Annotated in this window: 11 protein-coding genes; 7 read left to right on the top strand and 4 right to left on the bottom strand. The window is 71.1% G+C overall.

Annotation, left to right across the window (positions count from 1 at the left end; genetic code table 11):
* The first annotated feature begins 65 nt into the window (after positions 1–65).
* From OG588_RS08105 to OG588_RS08095, 3 genes are all read left to right on the top strand, one after another.
* Positions 66–1,592 carry a hypothetical protein gene (locus OG588_RS08105; protein WP_365309568.1) on the top strand — a complete coding sequence of 509 codons (1,527 nt, stop codon included), beginning with the start codon at positions 66–68 and terminating at the stop codon, positions 1,590–1,592.
* Positions 1,593–1,728: 136 nt separating this feature from the next.
* Complete coding sequence (locus OG588_RS08100) at positions 1,729–2,607, top strand: hypothetical protein (RefSeq protein ID WP_405946696.1); 879 nt, start codon at positions 1,729–1,731, stop codon at positions 2,605–2,607.
* Between the two features lie 49 nt (positions 2,608–2,656).
* On the top strand, positions 2,657–7,546 hold the full coding sequence (locus OG588_RS08095; RefSeq protein WP_405946695.1) for a hypothetical protein: 4,890 nt from the start codon (positions 2,657–2,659) through the stop codon (positions 7,544–7,546).
* Between the two features lie 37 nt (positions 7,547–7,583).
* On the opposite strand, the gene OG588_RS08090 is transcribed toward OG588_RS08095, so the two are convergent.
* Positions 7,584–8,186, bottom strand: a complete 603-nt coding sequence (locus OG588_RS08090) for a hypothetical protein (RefSeq protein WP_405946694.1) — start codon at positions 8,184–8,186, stop codon at positions 7,584–7,586.
* A 418-nt stretch (positions 8,187–8,604) separates the two neighbouring features.
* On the opposite strand from OG588_RS08090, the gene OG588_RS08085 reads away from it, so the two are divergent.
* From OG588_RS08085 to OG588_RS08070, 4 genes are read left to right on the top strand one after another with little or no spacing between them, the layout of a single operon-like run.
* Entirely contained in the window at positions 8,605–11,460 is a 2,856-nt protein-coding gene (locus OG588_RS08085) for a nitrate- and nitrite sensing domain-containing protein (protein ID WP_405946693.1), read from the top strand.
* Positions 11,457–11,888, top strand: coding sequence for a roadblock/LC7 domain-containing protein (locus tag OG588_RS08080; RefSeq protein WP_019059640.1), 432 nt, complete (start codon positions 11,457–11,459; stop codon positions 11,886–11,888). Before OG588_RS08085 ends, OG588_RS08080 begins: the two co-directional genes overlap by 4 nt.
* 9 nt (positions 11,889–11,897) lie before the next feature.
* Entirely contained in the window at positions 11,898–12,293 is a 396-nt protein-coding gene (locus OG588_RS08075; RefSeq protein ID WP_393049457.1) for a DUF742 domain-containing protein, read from the top strand.
* A 48-nt stretch (positions 12,294–12,341) separates the two neighbouring features.
* Entirely contained in the window at positions 12,342–12,947 is a 606-nt protein-coding gene (locus OG588_RS08070) for an ATP/GTP-binding protein (RefSeq protein WP_366097347.1), read from the top strand.
* 101 nt (positions 12,948–13,048) lie between these two features.
* On the opposite strand, the gene glpK is transcribed toward OG588_RS08070, so the two are convergent.
* The 3 genes from glpK to OG588_RS08055 all read right to left on the bottom strand — a co-directional run bounded on the left by glpK (position 13,049) and on the right by OG588_RS08055 (position 17,366).
* Positions 13,049–14,560 (bottom strand): glycerol kinase GlpK, encoded by a 1,512-nt coding sequence (gene glpK, locus OG588_RS08065; RefSeq protein ID WP_019059637.1) that lies wholly within the window; start codon positions 14,558–14,560, stop codon positions 13,049–13,051.
* 91 nt (positions 14,561–14,651) lie between these two features.
* Positions 14,652–15,377 (bottom strand): MIP/aquaporin family protein, encoded by a 726-nt coding sequence (locus OG588_RS08060; RefSeq protein ID WP_405946692.1) that lies wholly within the window; start codon positions 15,375–15,377, stop codon positions 14,652–14,654.
* A gap of 336 nt (positions 15,378–15,713) precedes the next feature.
* Complete coding sequence (locus OG588_RS08055; protein WP_405946691.1) at positions 15,714–17,366, bottom strand: EAL domain-containing protein; 1,653 nt, start codon at positions 17,364–17,366, stop codon at positions 15,714–15,716.
* Between the last annotated feature and the right edge of the window lie 34 nt (positions 17,367–17,400).

Raw genomic sequence — 17,400 nt, 5'->3', positions numbered from 1 at the left:
CTGAGGCGGTAGTCGCTTCTGCGTCGTTTGGGTCGTTGTCAGACCGAGGACCTAGTCTGTGCAACGTGACTTCGCCTGCATCGACGGACAGCGTTCCGCCCCAGTTCAGCGCGGGGCCGCGCCCCGCCCCGGGCCCGGCCGCCGACGAGGGACTGGCGCGGCGACTGCGCGCGCTCGCCTGCACCGCGCCGCTGCACGACCTCGACGCACGCAAGGCGAATCTCGCCGGTGAGTACTCGGTCTACGGCATGGCGGAAGTCGCCCTCGCCGCCATCGACCTGGTCACCCTCAACATGGACTTCGACACCGGAGCGGACCACGACCAGATAGTGGCCAGGCTCATCCCGCGCATCGCCGCCCAGGCCCCGCAGCGCCCCGTCGTCGAGCACGAGCGCGTGGCCCGCTGGGTCCTGGAGAACCTGATCAACGTCGGCAGCGTCGACCGCGGCTTCCGCACGGTCTACGGCACGTTCGCCCAGGACGGCACGTATGTGCGCCGCGACTACGATTTCAAGCTGATCGAGGAGGTCCCCGGCTACGGCGGCAGCGTCTACCTCCGGACGACCGACGAGGCTGTCAACGTCCTGGTGGGCGCGCTCGACACCGACGTCACCAGTGCGCAGATCGCCGCCGAGGTGAAGCTGGAGGTGCTGATCAGCCGTGGTCGGCTCGCCGACGCGCAGCTTGCCGCGGAGCAGGCTCGGTACCGGACCGTGCAGTACTCGGAGACGCTCCGGCGCGCGCTGGACGCCACGCGGCGCAACGTCCGTGCGGTGGACTGGCTCAACTCCGTGCCGGACATGATCGCCGAGGCCCTCGATCACGTTGCTGATCGGTATCGCCACGAGAACGCGATCCTGACCAATATCCGCAAGGCCCGTGACGAGTCCGAGGACGCCGAACAGAAGCGGCGGGCGGCCGAGTTGGTCGACATCGTGAAGGACTGCATTCGGCGGCACACGCAGCTTCAGTCGCGTCTTCTGGAGGCTGGGCCGCTGTTCCGTGCGGAGCAGGATCGGCAGGCCTTCGCGACGCCTATGACCACCTCGGGGATCGACCTCTACGGGCATCTTGTTTCGCCTGTTCTGCCGTTGCCGTTGGAGCAGGCGATCCGGGTCACTGACGCGTTCTTCGCTCGGGGGACCGGGTTGCGTACGCCGGTGTCCGTTCGGGTGGGGGATCTTGTCGACATACTGCTGACGCCGCCTGCCGAGCGGGAGCATCTCGGTGCGGAGATGCCTGAGCCGGATCTCATTGCCACGCCGGATGACAGTCGGTTCAGCGAGGAGCAACTGGCTGCGGCCATGGAGTTGCTTGATCTGCCTGCGGATGCGCCTCGGAGGTTGTCGGGGTTGCTTGCGGATGCGCGGCGGCGGGATCCCGAACTTCCTTATCTGGTGGCTTTGTTGGCTGTGCATGCGGCTAGTCCGCCTGTTGGTACGGCTTATCGGCAGGGGGAGCCGAAGTTGTTGTTCGCTGTGGATGACGGGGTCGAGCTGGATGATCCGGAGTTCGGTGGGGCCGATCTGATTGTGGGGATGGCTCTTTTGGACGCGGTGGGGATGGCTGCGGGGCGGAGTGAGGCGGCGTGATGGGTCTGTCGTTTTTTGGGTGCGCGCCCGTTGTGGCTGGTCGCGCCCATGCGGCGGAGCCGCAAATGTCACAGCCCCGCGCCCCTTTCGGGGCGCTTGACCTCGCCCTCGTTTTCAAGTTCAAGGAGTTGTCGTCGTGAGTGAGCATGTCGAATGGAGTGAGCCGGAGGCCGCCGCCCCGGCGGTGAGTGCTGCGGTCACGCCTGCCGATGCTGCCGACGCCGCTCGGCTCGTTGCGTTTGGGTTGCAGCCGAAACTGCAGCCCGCGCGGGATCAGGAGTACGCGGAGTTGCTCCGCCGATACCGCGAGGATTCGCCGTTCGCCCGGCTCGCCGATGCCGTGGCTGCTGGGCTTGGGCTGGTCGTCCTGGAGGTGTCTCCGCGTGCGGGAATGGCCGTAACCGCCGCCGAGGACTCGGTGTTCGCCGTCCGCATGGGGGACTACGCGCGGCGTACGGCCGCCGACTCCGGGGATCGGTTCCTGCATGGGCTCGCGCATCTCGCCGTGGCCGCCATGGCGTTTCCGCGGCCCGAGGATCTTGCCGACGACGGGTACATCGGGCGCGTCACGGTCAACGGGGTCGACGCCTTCGTACGGCAGGCCTGTCGGCGGTTGGAGGAGCGGGCCGACGAGCAGGGCATGAACACCGACCCGGCCACCGATGCGCCCGAGCTGGAGGCCGCCTGGCGGATCTGGGTCAGACGCAGTGCCACCGGAGCCACCAAGGACGCCCGGAGACTGGCCGGTTCGACCACCGGGATTGTTGGTAAGGCCGCCGCCTTTCTCACCGACTCCGGGTTCCTGCAGCGCACCGGCGACGACAACGGCGGGACCTATCGCACGACCGCCCGTTATCAGCTCCAGGTGCGTGACATGGCCGGAAGTGCCGCCATGGCCGAGCTGTTGGAGCTGGGCGTCGTCCCGGTGACCGACGGCACCGCCAGCCTGATGCCCGCCGAGGACACCGAGGATCTGGAGCTGGTGGCCGACGCCGGGCTGCCGTTCCACTCCTGAGGTTCCTCAACTCCCCCCACCTGCCGAAGACTTACGACGAGAGTCCGCCATGTACGAGCTGTCCCGGGTCCGCCTCTACTCCATCGGGCCCGCCGGTGCGCGTTACGCCGACACCGTGCTTGACCTGCGAGGCGTGGGCCAGCCCGTGCCCGACCCCGCGCCCACTCAGGCGGAGTTCTTCGAGGACGAGCCCGTCGGGCCGCCGCGCCGCCCCGCGCCCGCCGGTGTGCTCTTCCTGGAGAACGGCGGCGGCAAGTCCGTCCTGCTCAAGCTGATCTTCTCCGTGATGCTGCCGGGACATCGCAACACCCTTGGCGGCGCGAGCTCCGGTGTGCTGCGCAAGTTCCTTCTCGCGGACGACTGCGGGCATGTCGCCCTGGAGTGGCAGCACACGCTGACCGGCGAGTGCGTGGTGGTCGGCAAGGTCAGCGAGTGGCGGGGGCGCCAAGTCTCCAACGACCCGCGGAAGTTCGCCGAGGCCTGGTACTCGTTCCGGCCCGGGCCGGGACTGAGCCTGGACAACCTCCCTGTCGCCGAGGCCACTTCCGTACGTGCGCCTGTCGAGGGCGCGTCCGGCGCGCAGGGCCGCCGGCGCACCATGAAGGGCTTCCGGGACGCCATCACCGAGGCGGGTAAGGCGTATCCGCACCTCGAAGTGCACTGGGAGGAGATCCACGACCGCTGGATCGAGCACCTCGGAGACCTCGGCCTCGACCCCGAACTCTTCCGCTACCAGCGGGAGATGAACGCCGACGAGGGTGAGGCCGCCGGTCTCTTCGCCGTCAAGAAGGACTCCGACTTCACGGACCTGCTGCTCCGCGCGGTCACCGACACCAGGGACACCGACGGTCTCGCCGACCTGGTCGGCGGCTTCGGCAACAAGCTGGGGCGGCGGGCCGAGTTGATCGCCGAGCGGGACTTCACGGCAGGCTCCGTGGACCTGCTCGGCCGGATCGTCGAGGCCGCGGAGGCACGGGCACGCGCGCGTGACATCCACGCCGGCGCCGAGCGACGTACGCGTACCTTGGCGCGACGGCTGTCCGCGCGGGGCGCGCAGGAGCGGGTGCGGGCCGCCGACCTCGCCCAGCGGGTCACCGCCGCCGCGTACGCCGTCACGCACGCCGAGGGAGCGCGGGAGCGCAGCGCACTCATCGCCGCCGAACTGGCTTACCAGCACGCCTCGTTGGCGCTCGCCACGATGGAGAAGTCCGCCGCCGCGCAGAAGCGCGAACTGGCCGACGCCCGCACCCTGCACGCCGCCTGGCAGGCCGCCGAGGCGGTGCTACGGCACCGTGCCGCCGCCGACCGCTCCGCGCGCGTGGCCGTCGCGATCCGCGAGGCCGAGCGGGACGCCGCCCCGGCGCTCGCCGCCCGCGCCAAGGCCGCCGTCGATCTCGTACGGGCCCTGCACTCGGCCGCCGAGAGCGCCGAGAACCTCGCCAACGAGGGCGAGGAACGCTCCGCCGCGCTCCAGGAGGTCGGCGAGACCTCGCATCGGGACGCGACCTCCGCCGCCACCGAGGCGCAGCGCGCCCGCAGCGAGGTCGGGCATCTGCGTCAGCGCCTGTCCGAGGTCGAGCAGGAGACCGCCGAGGCGGTGCGCGCCGGTTGGCTCGACGACAGCGCCCCCGACGCCGATCCGGCCCGCGCGGCCCTCGCCGCGAGCGACGCCGAGAAGACCGCCGTGGCCTCCTGGGACACCGCGCGCGAGGCATCGCGCCGGGCCTCCGAGCATGCCCGCGAGGCTGCTTCCGCCGAGTCCCGCGCTGAGTTGACGGCAGCACGCGCGTCCGACGCGGCGACTGCCGCCGAGCGGACCTATGACGCGGAGCGGCGCCTTGCCGAGGGGCTGGCGGGGGAGGAGCGGCTGGCGGAGCTGCTCAGCTTGCCTGGTGCCGGTGGTGCCGGTGGTGCCGGTGGTGCCGGTGGTGCCGGTGGTGCCGGTGGTGCCGGTGGTGTGCCCGTGCCGCGTGGTGCGGCCGGTGGGCGCGCGGCCGACGGGGGCGTCGACAACGCGGGCCAGGGTGCCGAGGGCGTCGCGGGAGCGCGCTCGGGTGCCGCCGGTAACGGTGATGGTGCCGAGTCGGACGCGCGTACCGGCGCCTCAGCGAACGTCGCTTCAGTCAACAGCCTTGCCACAAGCGGCCGTTCCGCCACCCCCGTTGCTCACCCCGGCACCACCAAGCCCTCCCGCCCCCTCGCCGAAGGCCCCCTCACCCCCGAGGAACTCGACCGCTTCGCCGACGAGTTGCGCGAGCTGCTCGACGGCGGGGTCTCCTCCTCCGAGCGGAACCTCTTCGACCTGCGCACCGCCGCCGCCGACGACTCCCGTATCCTCGGGGCGCTCGGTGACGGCGGACTGCTGCCGCCGGGCCCGGACGTGCTGGCCACCGTCGAGTACCTCGGCGAGCACGGGATCCCGGCCCTGCCCGGCTGGCGTTATCTCGCCCAGGCCGTCGACCCCACCGACCACGCGCGCGTTCTGGCCGCTCGGCCCGAGCTGGTCGACGGCGTGATCATCACCGATCCGGCCGCGCACGCGCGTGCCCGCGAGGCCCTCAACGACGCGGCCCTGCTGCCCCGTTCCGCCGTGGCCGTCGGTACGGCCGCCGCCCTCCTCGCCCCGACTCCGGCGCCCGACGCGCAGACCAGCCCCTCTTCCGACGTATTCCTCGTCCCGCCGAACCCGGCCATGCACGACGAGCAAGCCGCCGACGAGGAGCGGCAGGCGCTGCGTGCGCGGGCGGGGCAGCGGGACGAGGAGATCCGTACGCTCGCCGCGCGGCTCGGCAAGGACCGGGAGCTGGCGGCGCGGCTCGCGTCCTGGCGCACCGGGTGTCCGAGCGGGCGGCTGGTCGAGCTGGCGCAGGCCGCGCGGGACACGCGCGCGTTCGCCGAGGAGGCCGAGGCCGAGCTCAGTGAGGCGCGGACCGTGCGGGCCGAGGCGGACGAAGCCGCCGCCGAGGCCGCCCAGGTGCGCGACGAGCGGCAGGAGGCCGCGCAGAAGGCCCGGCGCGCCGCCGACGCCCTCGCCGGACTCGCCTTCCGGCTGCGGGAACGCGCCGGTTGGCAGGTCAAACTGCGTGAACTCGCCGACGAGGCAGCCGAGTCGGAGGCCCGCGCCCAGTCCTGCCTGGAGCGCGCGCGAGCTGCCGACGAGGACCGCCGCGCCGCCCAGCGTGCCGCCGACGACGCCCGCCGCACGGCCCGTGCGCTGCGCGCCGAGCGCTCCGAGATCGCGGGCGCCCCCGACGACGTACCGGAAGACGACCCGGACGCCCCCAAGCCCTCGCTGCCCGCCCTCCGTGAGGCCTACCGGGCCGCCTCGCAGCTCTACGAGAAGGTCGGCGTCGGCGCCGACCTGCGGGCCGAGCAGGCGCGGGCGGAGAGCGACGAGAGCGCGGCGATCGCGGAGTTGGACCGGCTCAGCAACAAGGTCCGCACACGGGCGGCGCAGTTGCTGGAGTCACCCGACGGCTCCGACGGACCGTCCCGGCAGGCCGCCGCGGCGCGGGCCGAAGAGCTGGTACAGGTGCTGGAGACCCGGGTGTCGACCGCGAGCGAGCAGCTCGGGCGGCTGCGCGGCGAAGCCGAGCGGCACGCGCCCGAGGACGGCGAGGCACACACCGAGCTGACCGAGGAACTCGTCCCGCGCGACGCCGAGCACGCCCAGGCCCTGCTGCGCACGGCGACGGCCGAACTCGGCTCCCGCACGGACGCGTTGGGCCAGGCCCGCGCGGCGCACGCCGAGCTCCTCGACGCCCACCGCGCCGCTGAGGACGGGGCCGGCGGTTTCGACGAGACGGCCGCGATGCTCCGGGACCTGATGCGCGAGCACTCCTCGGACGAGGAGCAGGAGGAGCCCGAGCCGTATCCGGGCAGCGTGGAGGAGGCCCGGCACTCCGCTGCCGAGGCCCGCCGCTCGCTGCGCGGCTGCGCCACCGACCTGTCCGCCGCCGAGGCCGCCGTACGCGAGGCGAGCGATGTGCTCGTGCGGCACGCCAACTCCACGCGCTACGAGCAGGTACGGACCCCCGCGCGGCAGCAGATCCGTGAGCTGCCCGCGTCCGCGCTGCCCGAGCACGCGCAGAAGTGGGCCGACGCCTTCGCGCCCCGACTCCGGGTCCTCACCGACGAGTTGGCGCAGCTGGAGCGCAACCGCGACTCGATCGTGGACCGGCTCCGGGGGCTCGTCGATTCGGCGCTGGCGACCCTGCGGTCCGCGCAGCGGCTGTCCCGGCTGCCCGAGGGGCTCGGCGAGTGGTCCGGGCAGGAGTTCCTGCGGATCCGCTTCGAGGAGCCCGACCAGGCCACGCTCACCGAGCGGCTCGGTGTGGTCGTGGACGAGGCGACCCGAGCCGCCGTGAAGAAGAACTCCGACATGCGGCGCGACGGAATGTCCCTGCTGCTGCGGGGAGTTGGGGCAGCCCTAGAGCCCAAGGGCGTCGCCGTCGAGATCCTCAAGCCGGACGCCGTACTGCGCGCCGAGCGGGTGCCCGTCGGGCAGATGGGCGATGTGTTCTCCGGCGGCCAGCTGCTCACCGCCGCCATCGCCCTGTACTGCACGATGGCCGCGCTGCGCTCGAACGACCGGGGCCGCGACAAGCACCGGCACGCCGGCACGCTCTTCCTCGACAACCCCATCGGGCGGGCCAACGCGACCTACCTGCTGGAGCTTCAGCGCGCCGTGTCCGACGCGCTCGGTGTCCAACTCCTGTACACCACCGGCCTGTTCGACACGACGGCACTGGCCGAGTTCCCGCTGGTCATCCGGCTGCGCAACGACGCCGACCTGAGGGCGGGCCTCAAGTACATCAGCGTGGAGGAGCACCTCCGGCCGGGCCTGCCGCAACAGGCCCCTGCCGGAGAAGGTGAGTCGGTGCACAGCGAGATCACGGCGACCCGGATGTTCAAGCGCCCCGCGCCGACCGCTCCGTAGGAGAACTGCCGGTAGGTGAACCGTCCGTTGCCGAGCCTCAGGAGTGCGACAGCTGCCCGGCGCCACCCTTGCGGGCTATCCGCTCCTGGGCCCGCTCACTGGACCGCGTCTGACGCTGGGCCCGACGCCGCTCGCGGCGGAGGGCCCTTGCCGTGCTGCTGGGCTCCGAGATCACGCCATTGCGCTGGTTCCACATCTGGCGGGTCACCCAGACGTCGACGGCGCCCCAGGTGGCCACCACCGTGCTGACCACGCTGCTGATCACCATCGGGAACGCCAGCCAGGACCCGGCCATCGTGCACAGGAAGGCAACCGTCGCCTGGATCAGCGTCACGGCGATGATGAGCACCGCCCGCACGGCCGCCGTACGCACCGGATCGGGCAGCCTGCGTCGACGCGCGGGCTCCTCGATCCACAACTGCCGGTAGTACTCCTGCTGTTGCGCTGCCGCGCGAGCAGAGCCGCGCTCCTCGAATTCCGCCGCCGCGGGCTCGTCCGAGCCCCTCGGGCTCTCGCCGCCGCCCGTCGTCATGCCACCGTCCGCCGCGATGTCGCGATCCGGTGCCTCACGGCGCCGCTGCGCCGTCGACCGCGCCGCCACGCCGTCCTCAAGCGCCTCTTGCCGCTCCGCCGTGCCCATCAACGTGTCCTCCCCACCGCCGGTACACCACTCGCCCCGGAGTCCGAAGACTCCGGCTCCCCAGTGGGTGCCCGGCCTGCCCTGTTTTACGCCGCCCGGGGGCGGATGCGGCTCGTGTGGCCGGTTCCGCACCCATGTCCCGTAGAGAAAGACGAACAACATGCCACGAAGATTCCCAACGAACGAAAAATTCCGGCCAACTGGCCAAGTGGACCGATCGGATGGGGTGTGGTGATCCGGGGGATATCGGGGCGGCAATCTCCCGCAATGACCCGACACCTCCCCATGTCCGATCGCTGTTACGGAAGTTCACGCTCCGGACAGCTCTTCGAGTTACCTCTGTGTCAGTAGTAGGCTCGCGCCGTTTGTTGACGTACATGTGTACCCCCGGCCGGCGGGGGTCCAGCTGGGGGAGGCCATGCGCTTTCGCGGGAAGTCCATCCGCCGGAAGATCGTGGCGCTCCTTCTCGTGCCGCTCGTGTCCCTGACCGCGATCTGGGCGTTCGCCACGGTCCTCACCGGCCGCGCCGCCGGAGACCTGTTCAACGTGTCGTCGGTCGTCGAGAAGATCGGCTATCCCACCGAGGACACCGTCCGCGTCATCCAGCAGGAACGCAGGCAGTCGCTCGTCTACCTCGCCGACCCGCGCGCCGCCGACGGGCTCGGCGACCTCAAGCGCAGCCGCGCCGCCACCGACAAGGCCGTCGCCAAGATCCGCAAGAACGCCGAGAACCCGGACGTACGCGACGCGATGGGGCAGGCCACCGACAGTCGCGTCACCGCGGTCCTCGACGCCTTCGACGGTCTCCAGTCCCTGCGGCGCAGCGTCGAGGACGGCACCGTGAGCCGCGCCCAGGCCCTCGACCTCTACAACCACCTGGTCGACCCGTGCTACGTGCTGCTGTCCAACCTCCATGTCGTCGACAACGTCGAGATGGACAAGCAGTACCGCGCCCTCGTGAACCTCGCCCGCGCGCGGGAGTTCCTCTCCCGTGAGGACGCCCTGCTCGGCTCCTCCCTGATTGTCGGCGAGCTCACCCGGGACGAGACCCGCGACATCTCCGACCTGGTCGCCCAGCGCACCCTGATGTACGACGTCAACCTGCCGCTGCTGCCCTCCTCGGAACGCGGCCACTTCGAACGCTTCTGGAAGAACGCGGCCAGCGCCCCGCTGCGCGTGGCCGAACAGGCGGCCGCCTCGACCACGTCCGGCACGCCCCGCAACGTCACCGCGCAGACCTGGAACACCGCGGCCGGCGCCGTGCTGGACAAGCTCGGCACCCTCGACGACCAGGCCAACGACCGCTACCAGGACCGCGTCCGCCCCGTCGCGATCAGCGTCATCCTCAAGGCGGCCGTCGCCGGTGTCCTCGGTCTGATCGCCCTTCTGTTCTCGGTCTTCCTGTCCGTGCGCATCGGCCGTGGCCTCATCCGCGACCTGCGTCAACTGCGCCTGGACGCCCACGAGGCGTCCGGCGTCCGGCTGCCCAGCGTGATGCGCCGTCTGTCGGTCGGCGAAGTGGTCGACGTGGAGACCGAGGTCCCACGCCTGGAGTACGACAGGAACGAGATCGGCGACGTCGGCCAGGCCCTCAACACCCTGCAGCGCGCCGCCGTCGAAGCCGCCGTCAAACAGGCCGAGTTGCGCTCCGGTGTCTCCGACGTCTTCGTCAACCTCGCCCGGCGCAGCCAGGTCCTGCTGCACAAGCAGCTCACCCTGCTCGACACCATGGAGCGCAGGACCGAGGACACCGACGAACTCGCCGACCTGTTCCGCCTCGACCACCTGACCACCCGGATGCGCCGCCACGCCGAGGGCCTGGTGATCCTCTCCGGGGCGGCCCCGTCCCGGCAGTGGCGCAAACCGGTCCAGCTCATGGACATCGTCCGCGCGGCCGTCGCCGAGGTCGAGGACTACGAGCGCATCGAGGTCCGCAGGCTGCCGCGCATCGCCGTCACCGGCCCTGCCGTGGCGGACCTCACCCACCTGGTGGCCGAACTCCTGGAGAACGCCACGGTGTTCTCCCCGCCGCACACCGCCGTCCAGGTCGTCGGGGAGCGGGTCGCCAACGGCTTCACCCTGGAGATCCACGACCGCGGACTCGGCATGGCGGCCGAGGCACTCCTGGACGCCAATCTCCGGCTCGCCGAGACACCGGAGTTCGAGCTCTCCGACACCGACCGCCTCGGCCTCTTCGTGGTCAGCCGGCTCGCCCAGCGGCAGAACGTCCGTGTCTCGCTCCAGCCCTCCCCGTACGGGGGCACCACCGCTGTCGTGTTCATCCCCGACGCCCTGCTGAGCGACGAGGACCCGGACACCAACGGCATCGGCTTCCGCCTCGACCGGCCCCGGCCCACGAAGGAGGCCGAGCTGGAGGAGAGCCACCGCTCCGCGCTCTCCCAGGTGCCCGTGAAGCTGCCCGGTCTGCCGCCCGCGCTCCTGGACGGCCCGGTCGAACTGGAAGCCCCCGTCGACCTGGACACCCTCGAAGGCTTCCCGAACACGCTCGACGACGAGGACGGCGAGCGCGGCGGAATCTTCCGCCCGCGCCGCTCCTCCGCCCACCGGGACGACCTGGGTCCCGTACGCCCCGTAGAACCTCGTCAGCAGGTTTCCGAGCCCCACGACGGACCGCGCGGGGCCGACGCGGACGGTCACAGCGACCCGCTTCCGCTGCCCCGGCGCCGTACGCCCAAGCTCGTGAGCTCCCATGGACGCCCGGTTGTCGAGCAGCGCTCGCGGCGCGAAATGGGGGACTCCGGAGACGTCGATTTCGACGGTCCCTCCATGGCCTCGACTTCGGGCGGATCCGAGACGGACGGCCCCGCACCGCTCCCGGCCCGGCGTCGCGGTGACACGCCGCTACGCCGCCGTACCGACGTGCCCGGTGGGCGCGCCGAGTCCGCGCCGGCCCAGGCCTACCCGGGGCGCGGATCGGGAGAGCCGCCCGAGACCCCCGCCCTCCCCAGGCGCACCCGGCGCGCCGAGATCGCGTCCGGTGCTCCTGATTCCGACACTCCGCAGGGCCGGACCGGGCCCGACGTGGGCGCGCTGCCCAGACGCGTACGTCAGGCCAACCTGGCCCCGCAACTGAAACAGGACCCCGATCGGCGCGCCGCGAGCCCAGCGGAGGTCGCCGAACGCGACGCCGACGAGGTGCGCAGCCGTATGGCCTCGCTCCAGCGCGGCTGGCAGCGCGGCCGCGAGGAGAACGCCGAGGGCGACGACGTCCAAGGCGGCACAGCACAAGGAACTAAGGGGGACGGTCGATGACCGCACCGAAGGCGACCGGCCACAGCACCGACCAACGCGGGCTGAACTGGCTCCTCGACGACCTCGTCGAGCGGGTCGCCAGCATCCGCAAGGCCATCGTGCTCTCCGGCGACGGCCTCGCCACCGGCGTGTCCCAGGATCTGACCCGCGAGGACAGCGAACACCTGGCCGCCGTGGCCTCCGGCTTCCACAGCCTCGCCAAGGGCGTCGGCCGCCACTTCGAGGCGGGCAGTGTGCGGCAGACGGTCGTCGAACTCGACGAGGCCTTCCTGTTCGTGACGGCCGCCGGCGACGGCAGCTGTCTCGCCGTCCTCGCGGACGCCGACTCGGACGTCGGACAGGTCGCCTACGAGATGACCTTGCTCGTGAAGCGGGTCGGTGTGCATCTGGGGGCCGCCCCGCGCACCGACCTGTCCTCCGGCGGGTAGTGAAGTGACATGAGCGGAGACGGTCAGGGAAGAAGCCACTGGTTCGACGACGAGGCCGGACCGGTCGTCAGGCCGTACGCGATGACGCGCGGCCGCACCACCAGTCCGGCCCAGCACCGCCTCGACCTCATCGCGGTGGTGATCGCGGAGTCCCAGGAGGACGATTCGGAAGCTGACCAGACGCTGTCCCCGGAGCACGTGGACATCGTCGGTCTCTGCCGTGACGCCCCGCAGTCGGTCGCCGAACTCGCCGCCGAACTCGACCTGCCCATCGGGGTGATACGGGTTCTCATCGGCGATCTCGTGGACGGGGAACTCGTCCATGTGTCACGTCCCGTACCCCCGGCCGAGCTGGTGGACGAGAGTATTCTGCGCGACGTGATCTCCGGCCTCCGGGCCCTGTGAGCGGCGCGAGTCACGGCCCCTTACCCCATCAAGCAGGAGAAAAGACCGATGATCTTCGGGCGTACTGAGCGAGGCAAGCCTCCGGTCGAGCCCGTCACGCTCAAGATCCTGGTGGCCGGCGGCTTCGGCGTGGGCAAGACCACCCTCGTCGGCGCGGTCAGCGAGATCAGGCCATTGCGCACGGAGGAACTGCTCACCGAGGCAGGGCGTCCGGTCGACGACACCAGCGGGGTGGAGGGCAAGCACACCACCACCGTGGCCATGGACTTCGGCCGTATCACCCTGCGCGAGGACCTGGTGCTGTACCTCTTCGGTACGCCGGGGCAGGAGCGGTTCTGGTTCATGTGGGACGAGCTCTCCGAGGGCTCGCTGGGCGCCGTCGTGCTCGCCGACACCCGCCGCCTTGAGGACTGCTTCGCCGCCCTCGACTACTTCGAGCGGCGCTCCATCCCCTTCGTCGTAGGCGTCAACTGCTTCGAGGGCTCCGACCGTTACCCGGTCGACGCCGTCCGCCAGGCCCTCGACCTCGACGAGGACGTCCCCCTCATGCTCTGCGACGCCCGCGACCGGTCGTCGGTCAAGGAGGTCCTCATCGAGGTCGTCCAGCACGCGATGGCCTACGGCGCGAAGCGCCGCCAGAGCGTCACCAGCTGAGGCGCGGGCGCGGCCCGTACCCCCGCCGACCGGGGTACGGGCCGCAGCTCGCGGAACGACACGCACACGCGCGTGCCTCGTGAACGACGTACGCGCCGTGCCTAGTTGTCGCCGTCCTCCTGCCAGCCGAAGCTCTTCTCCACCGCCTTGCGCCAGTTGTGGTACTCGCGGTCCCGCACCGACGACTCCATGGAGGGCGTCCACTCGACGTCCTTCTGCCAGTGCGACTTGAGCTCGTCCAGGTCGTTCCACACCCCGGTGGCGAGTCCGGCCGCGTAGGCGGCGCCCAGGCAGGTCGTCTCGGAGACCTTGGGCCGGATCACCGGTACGTCGAGGACGTCCGCCTGGTGCTGCATCAGCAGGTTGTTCTTGGTCATGCCGCCGTCCACCTTCAGGGTGGTGATCTGCACCCCGGAGTCCTGGAACATGGCGTCCACGACCTCACGCGTCTGCCAGCTCGTCGCCTCCAGCACCGCGCGCGCGAGGTGCGCCTTCGTGACGTACCGGGTGAGCCCGGTGATGACTCCGCGCGCGTCGGAGCGCCAGTAGGGGGCGAACAGGCCGGAGAACGCGGGCACGATGTAGGCGCCGCCGTTGTCGTCGACGCCCGCGGCCAGGCTCTCGATCTCGTCGGCGTTGCGGATGATGCCGAGTTGGTCGCGGAACCACTGAACGAGGGCGCCCGTTATGGCTATTGATCCCTCCAGGCAGTAGACCGGTGCCTCACTGCCGATCTTGTAGCCCATCGTCGTGAGGAGCCCGTTCTTCGAAGGCACCGGCCGGTTCCCGGTGTTGAGCAGCAGGAAGCTGCCCGTGCCGTAGGTGTTCTTGGCCGTGCCCACGTCGTAGCAGGCCTGCCCGAACACGGCCGCCTGCTGGTCGCCCAGGGCCGACGCCACGGGCACGCCCGCGAGTTGGCCGACCGCGGTGCCGTAGACCTCGGCCGAGGACTTGATCTCGGGGAGGATCGCCTCGGGGACATTCATCGCGGCCAGGATGGACGGGTCCCACTGGAGGGTCTCCAGGTTCATCAGCATGGTGCGCCCGGCGTTGGTCACGTCGGTGACGTGTTTGCCGCCGTCGGTGCCGCCGGTGAGGTTCCAGATCAGCCAGGAGTCGATCGTGCCGAAGGCGATCTCGCCGCGTTCGGCGCGGTCCCTGAGGCCGGGCACGTTGTCGAGCAGCCAGGCCGCCTTGGGGCCGGAGAAGTAGCTGGCGAGCGGCAGCCCGGTCTGTTCGCGGAACCGGTCCGGCCCGTCCGAGCCGCCCAGTTGCTTGCACAGGGCCGCGGTGCGCGTGTCCTGCCACACGATGGCGTTGTGCACGGGTTTGCCGGTGGCGCGGTCCCAAAGGACCGTCGTCTCGCGCTGGTTGGTGATGCCGAGCGCGCTGATCTGGTCGGCGCGCAGTCCGGCCTTGGCGATCGCCCCGGCGACCACCGCCTGCACCTTGGACCAGATCTCGGTGGCGTCGTGCTCCACCCAGCCCGGCTGGAGGAAGATCTGGCGGTGTTCGCGCTGGTCGACGGCGACGATCGCGCCGTCGTGGTTGAAGATGATGCAGCGGCTGGAGGTGGTGCCCTGGTCGATTGCGGCGACGAACTTGTCCGTCATGACGACCCCTTTGTCGTGTCCTTCGGTTCCTTCGGAGGACTGCTCCCGTCCTTCGGAGGGCTGTTCTCGGCAGACTGGTCGAACACTGCTGTCAGAAGGCTGCGTTGAAGATGACTCCGGCGAGTGCTCCGCCGATCAGCGGTCCCACCACCGGGATCCACGCGTAACTCCAGTCCGAGGTGCCCTTGTTCGGGATCGGGAGCAGTGCGTGGACGATGCGCGGGCCCAGGTCACGGGCCGGGTTGATGGCGTACCCGGTGGGACCGCCGAGCGACAGACCGATGCCGACCACCAGGAACGAGACCATCAGGATCGTGGTGCCGGACTCACCGAGTCCCTTGGTGAGTCCGAAGGCCAGGAGCGGCAGCACCAGACCGATGGTCGCGATGATCTCCGTCATCAGGTTCGCCACGACATTGCGGATCGTGGGCGTGGTGGAGAAGATCCCGAGCGTGGGCTGGGCCATCTCCTCCTCGGCGTTGGCCTGGAACTGCGCGTAGTAGACCAGCCAGCACAGGACCGCACCGAGCATCGCGCCGACCATCTGCCCGGCGATGTAAATGGGTACTTTGTCCCACTTTCCGGTGTCGATCGCTATGCCGATCGTCACCGCCGGATTGAGATGTGCGCCGGACAGTGGCGCTGCGGTGTACGCCCCGGCCATCACGCCGAAGCCCCAGCCGAACGCGATGACGATCCAGCCGCTGTCCTTCGCCTTCGAGTAGTTGAGTACGACGGCGGCGACCACTCCGGCGCCGAAGAGGATCAGGATCGCGGTGCCGATGACCTCACCGAGGAATATGTCTCCATTGCTCATGGCGGCTCCTAGGCCCTCGCCCGGGACGGTCGGCCCCGGTCCTCCGTGCAGGGTGCGGTTCCCTTGGCGACTTCAGCCGAAGGCAGGGAGGGTCCCGAGCCCCGCCCGGCGTCCGTGACGAGCGTGCCGTCGCAGCCGAGATCGCCCGTGGGAAGTGGGCCTGAGCGCAGGCGGAGCCAGCGCGGCGCAGTGCCTGGTACGCCGAGAATGTACGGCGATGTCGACCGACACCGGGAAGTGTTCACCGGCGCCTGTGGAGCGTCAAGGTCGCGGACGGCAACGGTGACACCCGTCCTGATGGCCCCTCACGCCCCGTAGGGAGCCTCCGGGCCGCGCTCAGCGCCCGGGGGACTCCGTGGTCGTGCGGGGGGCCTGTGCGGGCGTCACATGCGATCCGCGCAGGATCTCGTACTCGCCCCGCTCCGCCCGGCCCAGCACCCAACTCGTGCCGTCCAGCGCCTTCGCCGCCTTCTTCAGCGGCGCCAGACACGCGGCCGCCTGCCGGTGGTCGGTCACCCTGCCGGGCAGGCACAGGACGGTGGCCAGGGACAGCGTCACGGCCCTGTCGCCCGCGGTCCAGGGCACGTCGAGCACGGCGGCGGCCAGCGGATCCAGCCCCTCCGGATCGGTGAGCACCAGGAAGTCGTCCCCGCCGATGTGCCCCACGCGCGTGTGCCCGATCGTCGCCCGGTGCAGCGCCCGCCCCACCGAGCGGATCAACTCGTCGCCCGCCGCGAAGCCGGCCCCGTCGTTGACCTGCTTGAAGTGGTCGACATCCAGCCAACTCAGTGCGAACGCCCGCCCGTCCACGATCCGCCGGTCCACCTCACCGGTGATCGCGTCCGAGCCGGGCAGCCTGGTCAGCGGATTGAGCCCCGCGGCCTCCTCCACCCGCGTCTCCGCCAACGTCCGCACCAGATCAGCGAGTCGTACGACGCCCACGCACCGTCCGTACCGGTCGACCACCGCGACGTCGTCCGACGTACGGTCCCGGTCCCCGACCGCGACCACGTCCAGGACCTCCCAGGCGGTGGCGTCGACGCCGACCGTCCGCGGTACGTCGCCGAGCCTGGCGGCGGGCCGGTCGGCGTACAGGGCATGCCCGTAGCGCCCTGACATGGACAGCAGGAAGCGGGACCGGTGCACCGACCGGACCGGCACCCCGTCCCGGTCCACGAGCACCACCCCGGACACGTCCGGCGAGCCGGTCAGCAGCGCCCGCACCTGACCGGCGGACGCGGTGTCGGGCAACAGCGCGGCCGGCCGGACGAACTCCCGCACCCACGGCCCCGACGGCGGTGTCGTCGCGAGACCGGGGGCACGAGGCGGAACGTATACGTCCACCGCGGGAACCCGGGTCGCCGGCGCGAACAACTCGCCCTGCGCCAGCTGCACTCCGGCCGACCGCGCGGTCGCGCACTGCGCCTCGGTCTCGACGCCCTCCACGGACAGCAGGGCGCCCAACTGCTCGCACAGGGTCCGCATCGCCCGCACCGCTGCCGGCCGCTCCAGCAGCGACGCGTCGAGCTTCACCAGGTCGGGGGCGAGATCCGTGAGCAGCCGCAGGGGTACGTCACCGTCGCCGACGCCGTCCGCGCAGATCCGGAACCCCTGGCCGCGCAGCTCGGACACCGCCTCCAGGAGCGCCCGTTGGGGCACGTGCGTGTACGGCGGGCCGATGTCGATCGTGACTTCCCACGGGAGCCGTCCCGCCTCGCGCACCGCGCTGTGCAGCTGGGTGAGCCCGCCGAGGTCGGCGAGGGTGCCGGCGAACACATTGATGTGCAGCGGCAGCAGCGTCTCCTTGCGCGCGGCGGCGCGGACCGCCAACACGGCGAGCCTGCCGTCGAGTTCGGGGTCGCGGCGGGCCTCGGCCAGGATGTCCCCGGTCTCCGGGCGGACGAGGATCTCCAGCCCCGCGACCCCACCGGTGGTCAGATTGACCACCGGCTGGAAGGCGAAACGGAGAGTGTCCGTGGAGGAGCGCACGGCAGCATGATGACGCTACCGGCGTACGCCCAGG

This window comes from Streptomyces prunicolor (genome assembly GCF_045162825.1).
GTDB classification, from domain to species: Bacteria; Actinomycetota; Actinomycetes; order Streptomycetales; family Streptomycetaceae; genus Streptomyces; species Streptomyces prunicolor.
Note: the sequence above shows the minus strand (reverse complement) of the source record. Positions and strands in the feature narration are given on the sequence as shown.

Coding starts and splice junctions, on each gene's coding strand:
- OG588_RS08085 (WP_405946693.1), top strand. CDS start 8,605: ATGCGCTTTCGCGGGAAGTCCATCCGCCGGAAGATCGTGGCGCTCCTT.
- OG588_RS08070 (WP_366097347.1), top strand. CDS start 12,342: ATGATCTTCGGGCGTACTGAGCGAGGCAAGCCTCCGGTCGAGCCCGTC.
- OG588_RS08080 (WP_019059640.1), top strand. CDS start 11,457: ATGACCGCACCGAAGGCGACCGGCCACAGCACCGACCAACGCGGGCTG.
- OG588_RS08095 (WP_405946695.1), top strand. CDS start 2,657: ATGTACGAGCTGTCCCGGGTCCGCCTCTACTCCATCGGGCCCGCCGGT.
- OG588_RS08075 (WP_393049457.1), top strand. CDS start 11,898: ATGAGCGGAGACGGTCAGGGAAGAAGCCACTGGTTCGACGACGAGGCC.
- OG588_RS08060 (WP_405946692.1), bottom strand. CDS start 15,377: ATGAGCAATGGAGACATATTCCTCGGTGAGGTCATCGGCACCGCGATC.
- glpK (WP_019059637.1), bottom strand. CDS start 14,560: ATGACGGACAAGTTCGTCGCCGCAATCGACCAGGGCACCACCTCCAGC.
- OG588_RS08090 (WP_405946694.1), bottom strand. CDS start 8,186: ATGGGCACGGCGGAGCGGCAAGAGGCGCTTGAGGACGGCGTGGCGGCG.